The sequence below is a fragment of the Nocardia sp. CNY236 genome (assembly GCF_000482385.1).
GTDB lineage: Bacteria > Actinomycetota > Actinomycetes > Mycobacteriales > Mycobacteriaceae > Nocardia.
In genome coordinates this window covers 192,643-204,401 of sequence record NZ_AXVD01000003.1, presented here as the reverse complement: position 1 = coordinate 204,401, position 11,759 = coordinate 192,643, and the positions used below count along the sequence as shown (strand labels likewise).

General features: G+C 65.3%; 12 protein-coding genes and 1 pseudogene. 5 read left to right on the top strand and 8 right to left on the bottom strand.

Annotated features, from left to right (window positions below):
• Positions 1-2: 2 nt before the first annotated feature.
• Complete coding sequence (gene tsf / locus K940_RS0104315) at positions 3-827, bottom strand: translation elongation factor Ts (RefSeq protein ID WP_028476518.1); 825 nt, start codon at positions 825-827, stop codon at positions 3-5.
• A 102-nt stretch (positions 828-929) separates the two neighbouring features.
• Positions 930-1,778, bottom strand: a complete 849-nt coding sequence (gene rpsB / locus K940_RS0104310; RefSeq protein ID WP_028476517.1) for a 30S ribosomal protein S2 — start codon at positions 1,776-1,778, stop codon at positions 930-932.
• Between the two features lie 397 nt (positions 1,779-2,175).
• On the opposite strand from rpsB, the pseudogene K940_RS31420 reads away from it, so the two are divergent.
• Positions 2,176-2,691 (top strand): annotated as a pseudogene (locus K940_RS31420) (M23 family metallopeptidase); the annotation flags it as partial.
• Between the two features lie 83 nt (positions 2,692-2,774).
• Here K940_RS31420 and K940_RS0104290 read toward each other — a convergent pair.
• The 5 genes from K940_RS0104290 to K940_RS0104270 form a co-directional block, all read right to left on the bottom strand.
• Positions 2,775-3,140 carry a GatB/YqeY domain-containing protein gene (locus K940_RS0104290; protein ID WP_036527444.1) on the bottom strand — a complete coding sequence of 122 codons (366 nt, stop codon included), beginning with the start codon at positions 3,138-3,140 and terminating at the stop codon, positions 2,775-2,777.
• Positions 3,141-3,200: 60 nt separating this feature from the next.
• Positions 3,201-5,039 carry an alkyl/aryl-sulfatase gene (locus K940_RS0104285; RefSeq protein WP_369797466.1) on the bottom strand — a complete coding sequence of 613 codons (1,839 nt, stop codon included), beginning with the start codon at positions 5,037-5,039 and terminating at the stop codon, positions 3,201-3,203.
• A gap of 144 nt (positions 5,040-5,183) precedes the next feature.
• Positions 5,184-5,516, bottom strand: coding sequence for a DUF202 domain-containing protein (locus K940_RS0104280; RefSeq protein ID WP_028476513.1), 333 nt, complete (start codon positions 5,514-5,516; stop codon positions 5,184-5,186).
• Complete coding sequence (locus K940_RS0104275; protein WP_028476512.1) at positions 5,513-5,878, bottom strand: YidH family protein; 366 nt, start codon at positions 5,876-5,878, stop codon at positions 5,513-5,515. The genes K940_RS0104280 and K940_RS0104275 overlap by 4 nt, the downstream gene beginning before the upstream one ends.
• 246 nt (positions 5,879-6,124) lie before the next feature.
• On the bottom strand, positions 6,125-7,048 hold the full coding sequence (locus K940_RS0104270) for a tyrosine recombinase XerC (protein WP_028476511.1): 924 nt from the start codon (positions 7,046-7,048) through the stop codon (positions 6,125-6,127).
• 299 nt (positions 7,049-7,347) lie between these two features.
• Between K940_RS0104270 and K940_RS0104265 the strand changes: the two genes are divergently transcribed.
• The 4 genes from K940_RS0104265 to K940_RS0104250 are packed head-to-tail and all read left to right on the top strand — an operon-like array spanning position 7,348 to position 10,826.
• Positions 7,348-8,256, top strand: coding sequence for an ABC transporter ATP-binding protein (locus K940_RS0104265; RefSeq protein WP_369797465.1), 909 nt, complete (start codon positions 7,348-7,350; stop codon positions 8,254-8,256).
• A complete protein-coding gene (locus tag K940_RS0104260; RefSeq protein ID WP_028476509.1) occupies positions 8,253-9,071 on the top strand; it encodes an ABC transporter permease in 819 nt (272 codons plus the stop codon). The genes K940_RS0104265 and K940_RS0104260 overlap by 4 nt, the downstream gene beginning before the upstream one ends.
• A gap of 5 nt (positions 9,072-9,076) precedes the next feature.
• Complete coding sequence (locus tag K940_RS0104255) at positions 9,077-10,231, top strand: sensor histidine kinase (RefSeq protein ID WP_036527442.1); 1,155 nt, start codon at positions 9,077-9,079, stop codon at positions 10,229-10,231.
• Positions 10,206-10,826, top strand: coding sequence for a response regulator transcription factor (locus tag K940_RS0104250; RefSeq protein ID WP_028476507.1), 621 nt, complete (start codon positions 10,206-10,208; stop codon positions 10,824-10,826). Before K940_RS0104255 ends, K940_RS0104250 begins: the two co-directional genes overlap by 26 nt.
• Positions 10,827-11,301: 475 nt before the next feature.
• Here K940_RS0104250 and aac(6') read toward each other — a convergent pair whose 3' ends face one another.
• Positions 11,302-11,748, bottom strand: a complete 447-nt coding sequence (gene aac(6'), locus K940_RS0104240; RefSeq protein WP_028476506.1) for an aminoglycoside 6'-N-acetyltransferase — start codon at positions 11,746-11,748, stop codon at positions 11,302-11,304.
• Between the last annotated feature and the right edge of the window lie 11 nt (positions 11,749-11,759).

The window sequence follows — 11,759 nt, the reverse complement described above, 5'->3', positions numbered from 1 at the left end:
AACTAGCTCCCGCCGACCTCGAAGCGGGCGAAGCGGGTGACTACGACACCGGCCTCGTCCAGCAGTGCCTTGACGGTCTTCTTGGAGTCGGTGACCGATGCCTGCTCGAGCAGCACGATATCTTTGAAGAAGCCGTTGACGCGCCCCTCGGTGATCTTCGGCAGTGCCGCCTCGGGCTTGCCCTCCTCACGAGCGGTCTGCTCGGCAATACGACGCTCGTTGTCCACGATGTCGGCGGGCACTTCGTCTCGGGTCACATACTTGGCCTTGAGCGCGGCGACCTGCATGGCGGCAGCGCGGGCCGCTTCTGCCGCACCGTCACCAGCTCCGGTGTATTCCACCAGCACGCCGACCGCCGGCGGCAGGTCCGAGGCACGCTTGTGCAGGTAGGTGGCGACCGGGCCGTCCAGCGAGACCACACGGCGCAGCTCCAGCTTTTCGCCGATCTTCGCCGCGAGGGCCTGAACTGCCTCATCGACTGTCCTACCGCCCAGGTCCAGCGCCTTCAAGGTGTCCAGATCAGCGGGCTTGGCCAGGGCCGCCGCACCGACGATCTGCTGGGCCAACTGCTGGAACTCCGCGTTCTTCGCGACGAAATCGGTCTCGGAGTTGATCTCGACCATCACGCCGTCCTTGGCTGCCACCAAGCCCTCGGCGGTGGTCCGTTCGGCCCGCTTGCCGACGTCTTTCGCACCCTTGATGCGCAGCAGCTCCACGGCTTTGTCGAAGTCGCCGTCGGTCTCGGTCAGCGCATTCTTGCAATCCATCATGCCGGAGCCGGTCAGCTCCCGCAGCCGCTTCACATCAGCGGCGGTGTAGTTCGCCATTGTCGGCGAGCCTCCTTCGGAGAGAAGTGTGAGTTCTGAGCAACGGCGACCACGAGGCCATCCGCTCGTGGTCGCCGTCGTGGAGACTGCTGGAGGCGAGACTCAGGCCTCGGCCGAAGTCTCGGCAGGGGCGGTCTCGGCAGGGGCGGTCTCGGCGGGGGCGGTCTCCGCTGCGGGGGCAGCCTGCGCGAGCAGTTCCTGCTCCCATTCGGCCAGCGGCTCGCCAGCGCCTGCCTCGGGCTTCTCGTCGCCCGCGGACAAGCCCGCGCGCGCCTGCACACCCTCGGCCACCGCAGAGGCGACGACCTTCGTCAGCAGCGCGGCGGAGCGGATCGCGTCGTCGTTTCCCGGAATGGGGTAGTCGACCAGATCGGGGTCACAGTTGGTGTCCAGGATCGCGATGACCGGGATGTTGAGTTTGCGTGCTTCGCCGACGGCGATGTGTTCTTTGTTGGTATCGACGACCCAGATGGCCGATGGCACCTTCTGCATGTCACGAATACCGCCGAGGGTGCGTTCCAGCTTGTTCATCTCACGCGTCAGCATGAGGATTTCCTTCTTGGTGCGCCCCTCGAAGCCGCCGGTCTGCTCCATCGCCTCGAGCTCCTTGAGGCGCTGCAGACGCTTGTGCACAGTGGAGAAGTTGGTGAGCATGCCACCCAACCAGCGCTGGTTGACGTAGGGCATCCCTACCCGCGTCGCCTCGGCGGCGATCGACTCCTGGGCTTGCTTCTTGGTACCGACGAACAAGACACTGCCGCCATGGGCGACGGTTTCCTTGACGAACTCGTACGCCTTGTCGATATAGGTCAGCGTCTGCTGCAGGTCGATGATGTAGATACCGTTGCGGTCGGTGATGATGAACCGCTTCATCTTCGGATTCCAGCGACGGGTCTGGTGGCCGAAGTGGGCGCCGCTGTCGAGCAGCTGCTTCATTGTTACGACAGCCATGGCTCTCGTACTCTCTTTCGTTTGCCGGTTGATGCAGCGAATCGGCGATCCACTGCCCTGGCGCCGTCGAATCATCGGACCCGACCGTCATGGTGGGACCAGCCGACGATCCGCTGTTCCGAGCACGCTGCCACGAACCGAGACCATTGATTCGATTCGAGCAACGCCGATGCGAACGAGCACGGACGGCGCGCGAAGTCGGTCGATGCAAGCACAGACCGCTCGCCCAGTCTAGGACGTGAGCTCACATCGACCCAACCCGGTCCGATTCGGCGCGGTCGAGCGGACCGACCGCGGATTCCACAGGTCGACAGTTGTCCACATTTCCCACGCACACCTGTCGGTCACCTATTCGTGATCGGACAGTGGAGAAGTGGCGCCGAACCCCACTTCACGCATGAACTCCACCGCGGAACGAGGTCTTGCCGTGCTCCTCGGACTCGGCATCATCACCGGCGCCGGACACGAGCCGAGTGCGATGGCGGCCCCGGAGGGACGATTCGATTGGCCACTTCACCCCCGTCCGACCGTGCAACGGCAGTTCGACAAGCCTCTGGACAACTGGCTGCCCGGGCACCGTGGAGTCGATCTGGCAGGCGCCGAGGGGCAGGCCGTCCGCGCCGCAGGAGCAGGAAGAGTCGCTTTCGCCGGCATGGTGGCCGACAAGCCTGTGGTGTCCATCGAGCATCGTGGCGGCCTGCGCACGACCTACGAGCCGGTACGCGCCGACGTGCCCGTGGGTCGGCGGGTGGAACAAGGGACCCGGATCGGCGTGCTGGAGTCCGGTCACCCCGGATGCTCGACGCCGTGTCTGCACTGGGGGGTGCGCGCTCGCGGCGGTAGCCGCCGCGACCCGGGATATCTGGACCCACTGGGACTTCTTCGGCTCACTCCGCTACGGCTCAAACCGGTCCACATCGAGGGCCGGCCGCACCACCGCGGACGCGGCCGACGGGCGGCGTCCCGCGCCGACCGTTCTGCGCGCTCGGGGCGAATTCACAACATGTCGGTCAACGCTTTCGCCTCGGCGTGTAGGACCGCGGCACGGTCGGTCCGACCATGGGCTTCGAATTGTCGAGCCGCTGAGAGCCGTTCATCGATCTCGGCCCGCACGATTCGCTCGACATCGTCTTCGGTCAACTCGCGGGGCGCAGCCTCGGCGACGCCCAGCCCGGTTGGGCTGTTCTCCAGCGCGCCTGCCGGGGGCCCAGCAACCTCGACCGCCTCGGCGTCGTCGACGGCGCCCAACGCCGAACGCAGTGCCGAGGATACTGTGCGATCACGGGATTTCATGGCTGCGAACAACTCGGAACGCATCCGCTCACGCAGGGCGGGACGGTCCGAGGACGACTCGAGTGACATGCAAACCACGTAAGCACACCGCTCGCGACCACGCGACTGTTTTTCCAGGCCGACGGCAGCTCACGGGGTGACGATCGCGAAATCCGGGTCCGGGCTGTCGAAGATGCTGGCCAGTTCGACGAGCTTGGCAACATCACCCTGGACGACGATTTCGCCGGCGGCGACGGCAACGCCGAAGTCCTCTCCCTCCAGCAGCACCCGGACCAGTGTGGACTTGGACAGCGTGAACGTTGCATCGGCGCCGGGAAGGGTCATCGCGGAGTCGACGTCGAAATGCGTCAGCCGGCCATTGCGTAGTTCGAGACGGTGGGTGCAGTCGCTGTCGGTGAAAACCCAGTCGGCCACCAGTCGCCGGTCCCACGCCATGGGACCGTCGACACGCAACGCCATGGCTTCGAAGATCTGATCGACGGTCAGCGCAGCGAGCATCGGGGGCGCGCTGCCCTTGATCGGCGTACCGAACACGCCGTAGCGCAATTCGTATGCTCCGCTGAGGTACAGGTTGCGCCACGTCGCGTTCTCCGCACCGTAGCCGAGTTGTTCGAATGCGCTCGCCTGCAACGCCTTGGCAGCCGCGTTGTCAGGGTCGGCGAAGATCACATAGTCGAGTACCTGCGCCACCCAGCGGTAGTCACCCGCGGCGAAGGAGACTGCGGCCCGGCGCAGCACCTCGTCCGCGCCGCCCATATATTCCACATGGCGGCGCGCGGAATCGATCGGCGGGTGCTGCCACAGATGCGCCGGATTTCCGTCGAACCACCCCATGTACCGCTGGTAGACGGCCTTCACGTTGTGGCTGACCGAACCGTAGTAGCCGCGCGTATGCCAGGCATCCGCAATCGCCGGTGGAAGCGTGAGCATCTCGGCGATCTCCGCACCGACGAAGCCTTGGTTCAGCAGCCGTACGGTCTGATCGTGCAGGTACCCGTACAGATCACGTTGCAGCGCCAGGAACTCCACCAGACGTTCGGTACCCCACGTGGGCCAGTGGTGCGAGGCGAAGACCACGTCGGAGCGGCGCGCGAACAGATTGATCGCCTCGGTCAGGTACTTCGCCCAGACGCGTGCGTCGCGCACCAACGCGCCACGCAGGGTGAGCAGATTGTGCAAGGTATGGGTCGCGTTCTCGGCCATGCACAGCGCACGGTGGTCGGGAAAATAGAAGTTCATCTCCGCCGGAGCTTCGGTTCCAGGGGTGAGCTGAAAGATCATCCGGATCCCGTCGACCGTCTCCTGCTGGCCGGTGGTCGTGATGTCGACAGTGGGCGCGATCAACGAGACGGTGCCGATCGAGGTGGTCTGTCCCAGGCCCGCGCCTACGGCGCCGAGCGGACCGCGCGGAAGTATCGCGCCGTACATGTATCCCGCGCGCCGCGCCATCGCCGGACCTGCGTAGATGTTCTCCGCAACTGCGTGTTCGATGAAACCTGCCGGCGCCAGCACCGGGCAGGTGCCCGCCTCGACATCCTCGGTGGTGGTGACTCCCAGCGCACCGCCGAAGTGGTCGACGTGCGAATGGGTGTAGATCAGTCCGGTCACCGGGCGATCGCCGCGGTGCGCGCGGTACAACGCAAGCGCTGCCGCCGCGGTCTCGGTGGAGATCAGTGGATCGATCACGAGAACACCCGTGGTTCCTTCGACCAGCGTCATAGTGGACAGATCCAGGCCGCGGACCTGATAGATACCTTCGGTCACCTCGAACAAGCCCTGCCGAGCGGTCAACTCCGACTGTCGCCACAGGCTGGGGTGTACCGATTCGGGGCAGTGGCCTTGCAGAAAGGCATAGGCGTCGCTGTCCCAGACGACAGTCCCGTCGTCGGAGGTAACCACACCGGGCTCCAGGGCGGCGATGAACCCGCGCTCGGCGTCGGCCCGATCCGTGGTGTCGGTGAACGGCATCGTCTCGGCAGCGCGCTGTAGCGCCGCGACGATGAGGCGGCTCGGCTCGCTCGCAGTGCTCATTGTCGTCCTCCTGTGGTTTGTCGTCCTCCTGCGGTTCGTCGTCCTCCAGTGGTGCCGACGCCTTCGTGGCGACCGCCCGCATCAGGGCGGCAGCTCGAGCAGATCGGCCGCGAAGGTCGTGCAAGCTGCAAGCGCGACGACGCCGACCACGACCGCTGTCAGTGCGACGGCGCGTCCGCCGTGCGTGAAACGACCTCGACGCAAATCGCGATTGCGCAGGTAACAGGCTCCGGCCAGCACTGCCATGGTCGTCGCGGCGCCGATCAGCCCGACTGCGACCGAATACCGGTCGCTGCCGGCGCCTGCCTGCACGAACGCCACTGCGACGACCATGGCGGCGATGGCGGTGCGCCGCCACGCCAGGGCAGTGCGTTCGGCAGCCAGGTGCGGGGCGGTCACCTGTGGCGGGGTCATCGCAGCAGCACCGCCACGCCCGCCAACACCGTTACCGTTGCGATTCCGACCGTCAGAATCGGGACCAGTATGGTGTCCGGCAACGGGCCGCCACGGCGCATGGCCAGCCCGACCCGCCGCCAGTGGACGTACGCTCCGAGTGCCACCATCGCCGCCAACACCAGACAGCTCAGGGCGATCGCCCGCCGAAATCCCGCGATCCTGGAGGGGTCGACCAACGTATGCACCGCTACCCCACCGGCGAGCAGACCCAGTGAGGTCCGCATCCATGCCAGAAAGGTGCGCTCGTTCGCGAGGGTGAAACGGTAGTCGAGCTCCTCTTCGCCCTCCTCGGATTCGGCATCCGGGTTCGGCAGGGTCACGCCGCTGCACCTGGAGGCATCGTCCGCGCCGTGCCATCCGACCGGATCGATGCACAGCACCGTTCGTTCGCACCGCGCTGGTCGAGGACAATCACGGGCACCACTCCATCGCTCGTAGCGTGGGCAAACTGTGCGCTCGGTCAGCGTAGCCGCCGCCGAAGGGGCGGTCCATGCTCTCGAGGCACTCGTGACTGGGTGGTTATGCACCGATCGGTGTCGAGGGGCACGGGCGCCCTCAGCGATGGATCATGCCCGAGGGTGAGTCCGATCGTGCACGTTCTTGAGCCGGTCGACCGAGACATGTGTGTAGAGCTGGGTGGTCGCCATGCTGGCGTGGCCGAGGAGTTCTTGGACCACCCGCAGGTCGGCGCCCCCCTCCACGAGATGGGTCGCGGCGGTGTGACGCAAGCCGTGCGGACCCATGTCGGGTGTGCCCGGAACAGCCGCGACCACATCGTGCACCACGGTTCTGGCCTGTCGCTGATCGAGCCGCCCACCGCGACGACCCAGCAGCAGCGCCCTGCCGGACCGAGCGGTCACGAAAGCGGGGCGCCCGTAGGACAACCAGTGCCCGATTGCGGCGTCGGCCGGCGGGCCGAAAGGCGCCGACCGTTCCTTGTTGCCCTTGCCGAGTACGCGGACCACCCGCCGCTCACGGTCGACGTCGTCGATATCCAGCCCACACAGTTCGCTGACCCGGATGCCGGTGGCGTAGAGCAGCTCCACGATCACCCGGTCGCGCAGTGCCATCGGATCACGTTGCGCAGCACCGGATTCCGCCGCCGCCATGATGTCACTTGCCTGTGCTCGCGCGAGCACCGCCGGCAACACGCGATGGGCTTTGGGCGAGCGCAACCGCACCCCCGGATCGATGGACAGTCGTCCGGTCCGCGTCAGCCAGGCGGTGAAGGTTCGTGCCGAGGCAGCCCGCCGGGCGGTGGTCGAACGCGCTGCACCCGCCGCGACCTGTTGCGCCAGCCATGATCGCAGCAGCGGTAGATCCAACTCACCGATCGCCGAATCCGCCGAGCGCTGACACAGATGCCGCAGCAGTGATCGCGCATCCCCCAGATAGGCGCGCACCGTGTGTGCGGAGCGATCGCGCCCGAGCCGCAAATGCCGCCCGAATTCGACGAGCAGGGCTTCGAGATCCTCGGGCAATTCGTCCATCCCCCCACCGTCCGGGCCCCGATCCTGGTTGGCAAGTCACCACACCGACAGCACCAGGGCGCGTGGCGGCACAGTGCGGCTATCGTCGGAGTCGGTGATGACTTTTGTCATCGTGGGTTCATGCAGAACCGTCGGACTTCGATGATTGCGCTTACTACCGAGATCACGTCACATCCATGACCGTTGAAGACGTGAGCAGTGCAAATCGCAAACCGACGACTTTTCGCAGACCGCCGCCACGCACGCTGAATCGTGCGCCGGCCGAACGGCCGAGTCGTGACATCATCACGGCGCGGGGACTGAGCCGGACCTATGGCCGCGGCAAGAAGGTGTTCGACGCGGTGAAATCGATAGATCTTCGAGTCGATGAGGGGGAGGTCTTCGCATTGTTGGGCACCAATGGCGCTGGCAAGACCTCGACGCTCGACGTATTGGAAGGGCTTGCGGCTCCTTCGGAAGGTGTGGTCGAGGTTTTCGGTCTCGACCCATACCGCGACCGCGATCAGATCCGCGCTCAGGTGGGCATCATGTTGCAGTCCGGCGGGATGCCTGCGGAGTTGACCATGCGCGAAACGCTCGAAATGTGGCGCGGGACCTGTAGCAACCCGACGACCACCGAAACCGTTCTTGCGCAAGTCGATCTTGCTCACCGCGCCGATGTACGGATCGGTTCTCTGTCGGGCGGTGAACAGCGCCGCCTCGACATGGCATGTGCTCTGCTGGGGCAACCCCGCTTGCTGTTCCTCGACGAACCGACCACCGGACTCGACCCAGAGAGTCGACGCGGCGCATGGCAGCTGCTCGCCGACCTCAAGTCTTCTGGTGTGACGATGGTGCTCACAACGCACTATCTCGACGAGGCCGAAGCGCTGGCCGATCGAATCGCGATCATGCACAAGGGGGAGATCGCGCGGACAGGAACACTACGAGAGCTCGTCGACGGTCATCCCTCGCGGATCGTCTTCGACCATCCCGGGCTGCCGCTGCCGGCACTGCGGGAGGCGCGGATCGACCCGCAGGCGCGCGTCACGGTCAGCACCTTCGACCTGCAAGGGCACTTGTTCGAACTGCTCCGCTGGGCACGCGAGCACCACCTGCACCTGGGTGGGCTCGAAGCGCGCGCAGCGTCCCTGGAGGCGGTCTTCTTGGACATCGCCAAGGAACCGGTCGACCCGACCAGGCCCGAATTGATCGGAGCCTCTCGATGAAGACCACGACGACACCTGCCGAAGGGTTTCGGCGTCGCCCGCTCACCGCGCTCGCGAAGGCCGAGTATCTGCAGTTTCGGCGTAACAAAACGCTGGTCGGGATGGGGATCTTTCTTCCGGTCGGCATCTCCCTGACGATATATTTCGTCGCGACCAGAGACCAGGCGCCAACGACCGCCACAGCGGCGACGACGCTCGAGGTGATCGCCCTGGTCACTGTGCTGTTCGTGCAGTACTACTCCGTGTTGTCGATGGTCACAACGCGACGAGGCGAGGGCGTGTTGCGGCGGCTGCGCACTGGTGAGGCAGCCGATTGGCAGATCCAGACGGCTCCTGCCGTTCCCGGCGCACTGATCACCCTCGCCTCCACCGTGGTGGTCGCCGCAGTGATCTATGGGACAGGCACACCGGCCCCGGTCAACCTCGTGGCGATTGCGCTGGCTGTCGTTGGCGGAATAGTCCTGTTCGCATTGCTCGCGCTGGCCACCAGCGCCGTAACGAAAAATGCGGAGGCTGCGCAGATCACCTCTCTGCCAGTGAATGCGGTCGCAATGCTCGGCCTCGGTTCGATCCGGAATGTCCTTCCGGACTCGTTTGCCGAACTGGCCAGCCGGACACCTTTCGCGGCCATTTCCGACTTGATGTACCTTGGCGCGTCCGGCAAACCGGCAGTCGGCGCCACCCCCGACATGGCACCGCTCGACTTCGCGGGCACGTTCGGCCAGCTCGGCCGCCCGTTTGCCACACTGGTGGCATGGGTAGTCCTGGCGTTCTTTCTGACCCACCAGAGCTTCCGCTGGGACGACCGCGGTTGAGCGCTGTGGGTTCCTGGTGGCGCCAGCTGTCGGGGGCCGCCAAGTTCCAGCTCTTCAGCCGACTCTCACTCCAGATGGGCGCCGTCTTCGTGGTCGGCTCGATGGCGATCAGAGCGGGTCCGTGGCAATTCGTCGCCGGAATCGTGGTCGCCGGAATCGCGGCCGTCGTCCTACTGCATGGGCAACCCGAATTCGCGTTGTCCCCCAATACGTTGTCCCGGCGGCGAGTACTTGCTGTCGCCGTAACGACGCTGGCAGCGGTGTGGCTCAGCTATTGCGGCATCGCCAGAACGACAACGAACGAATCGACCTTCGAACACGTGCGTTTCACCGGCATTTGTGTCGCGGTGCTAGCCATGTTCTCCATCGTGCCATTCATCCGGCACAGGTGGTGGGTGGTCCTTGCCCTCAGCCTTGCCACAGGACTCGCCTATAGCTCGTCGCTGGCGCAGGGAATCGAGACCGTGGCGGCGACCTTCCTTACCGGTGCTGTCGTGGTCGGCACAACGCTTCTGACCATGTGGGGACTGCGGGTAGTCGAAGATCTGGACCGCGCGAAAGTGGTCGAGGCCGAACTGCAGGTAGCCCAAGAGCGGCTGCGCTTTGCGCGGGACCTCCATGATGTCGTCGGCCGTAGCTTCTCCGCGATCGCGGTGAAGAGCGAACTCGCTGTGTTGTTGTCGCGGTCGGGCGACACCGAACGCGCCGTGACCGAGATGGGCGAGGTCAAAGCTCTCGCTGTCGAGTCCATGGGACAGATGCGCGAACTGGTCCGCGGCTACCGCGGTATCGATCTGACCAGCGAGGTGGCCGGCGCGCGTTCGCTGCTGTCGGCGGTCGGCTGCCGGCTCGTGGTCGAGGGCGATCCGGCCTCCGTCCCGGCGCGGTTGCACGAGGTCGCCGCTTGGGTGGTGCGCGAAGGTACGACGAATATAGTCGAGCACTCGACGGCGACATCGGCGATCCTCGCGTTCGGGAATGCCGGAATGTCGCTGCGCAATGACCACCCGAACGGCCCACCGGGCGAGCGATCTGGGCTACGCGGTCTTGCCGAGCGGCTCGAGCCCCTCGGCGCGACCCTCGATTCCGTCGAGTCTCCGGAGGAGTTCCGCCTCGAAATCCATTGGGAGAAAAGTGATTACCCTATTTCTCGCAGATGACGAAAACCTCGTTCGGACCGCGTTGGCAACCATGCTCGATCTCGAAACCGATCTCGAGGTCGTCGAGCACGTGAGCTCAGGTGAGGAGCTGGTCGCGGCGTGGCGTCTCCGCGCCGACAGCGGCGCCCCAGTCGCGGTGGCCGTCATCGATCTGCAGATGCCCGGCATCGACGGCATCGAAACCGCCATCGAACTTCAGCGCCTCACTCCGGGCGCAGTCACCGTGATCGTGACCAGCCATGGTAGACCCGGATACCTGAAACGAGCCCTCGCCGCCGGTGTCCGTGGCTTTCTGCCGAAGACGACCTCGGCGGCGACGCTGGCCGAGGTGATTCGCACCGTCCATCGCGGCGGACGCTACGTCGACCCCGAGTTGGCCGCAGAAGCCATCAGCGCCGGCGACACCGTTCTCACCCCCCGCGAGGCCGATGTCCTGGAATACGCTATCGACGGTGCACCTGTCGAAGACATCGCTCGACGCGCTCACCTATCGCCAGGGACCACCCGCAACTACCTGTCCTCGGCCATGGCCAAGCTCGGGGTGTCCAACCGCTACGAGGCCGCTGTCAAAGCCCGCGAGAAGGGGTGGATCTAGCCAGCCCCATTCGCCGACGTGCACCTGGAGTGCACCCTCGACCCACTCCCTCCCTATCTCCGGCGCCGCCAGGCGGCTCCACTTTGTGACACCGTATGCAGCGGGTTCTCCGATCGACTGACGGCATCGGCAAAGACAAGACTGTTTCTGCGCTGGTGAGCGCGGCATTCTGGCACGGCCGATCCATCGACAGGAGAACCAGGCGATGACCGACGCACCACCCACCACAACGCCGCTGCATCTGAGTGGTCCCCAGTGGCTTCCACGGCACCTGGGTCCCCGACCTCTGATCCACTCGCCCACGCGCAGAATCGGCACATCCGATTGCAAATTCGAGCCGAGTACAGCCACGTTCGCCAAGACACAGAAGTTTCGTTGATCCACCTGACAATGACGTCAAGCGGTCAGGTTGTCGAACTCGCCCGCCTTGCAACCCTGCAGCCATGCACCCTTATGGCTACCTCGCCGCCAGCTGTCAAAGCAACTTTCGGTAGTAGATGACGCGTTCACGCTCATCGAAGCCGAGAGCGGCGTGCATTTTGTGGCTGGTGAGGTTGTCCAGCAAGACGTCTGAACCGAGCTCGGTGCAGCCGTTGTCGCGGCCCCATGCTTCAACGGCACTACACAATGCCCGAGCGGTGCCGCGTTCGCGGAATGCCGGGACTACATAGATCCCCTCGAGGAACGCAACCGGGGACGTATCACATCCGTTCACGTAGTCGTGGCGGAGCGTGGCCTCGCTGAACCCGACAACCGCGCCACCGTCGTCCCGAGCCAGAAACGCTGCGGCAGAACGGGAACCACCGTATTGGTCACCGACCTCGGCACGATGCTCGGCCACTGTGCTGCCCGGCCACAGTCGCATTCGCATCGCCGCCAGATCGTCCAGGTCTGCCACACCGCACCGGTGGATCATGGTCATGGGCACATGAT

What these genes read in the sequence shown, in the direction of transcription:
- K940_RS0104270 (WP_028476511.1), bottom strand. Translation starts at nt 7,048, where the DNA reads ATGGACGAATTGCCCGAGGATCTCGAAGCCCTGCTCGTCGAATTCGGG.
- K940_RS0104260 (WP_028476509.1), top strand. Translation starts at nt 8,253, where the DNA reads ATGAAGACCACGACGACACCTGCCGAAGGGTTTCGGCGTCGCCCGCTC.
- K940_RS0104285 (WP_369797466.1), bottom strand. Translation starts at nt 5,039, where the DNA reads ATGCCGTTCACCGACACCACGGATCGGGCCGACGCCGAGCGCGGGTTC.
- K940_RS0104280 (WP_028476513.1), bottom strand. Translation starts at nt 5,516, where the DNA reads ATGACCCCGCCACAGGTGACCGCCCCGCACCTGGCTGCCGAACGCACT.
- rpsB (WP_028476517.1), bottom strand. Translation starts at nt 1,778, where the DNA reads ATGGCTGTCGTAACAATGAAGCAGCTGCTCGACAGCGGCGCCCACTTC.
- tsf (WP_028476518.1), bottom strand. Translation starts at nt 827, where the DNA reads ATGGCGAACTACACCGCCGCTGATGTGAAGCGGCTGCGGGAGCTGACC.
- K940_RS0104290 (WP_036527444.1), bottom strand. Translation starts at nt 3,140, where the DNA reads ATGTCACTCGAGTCGTCCTCGGACCGTCCCGCCCTGCGTGAGCGGATG.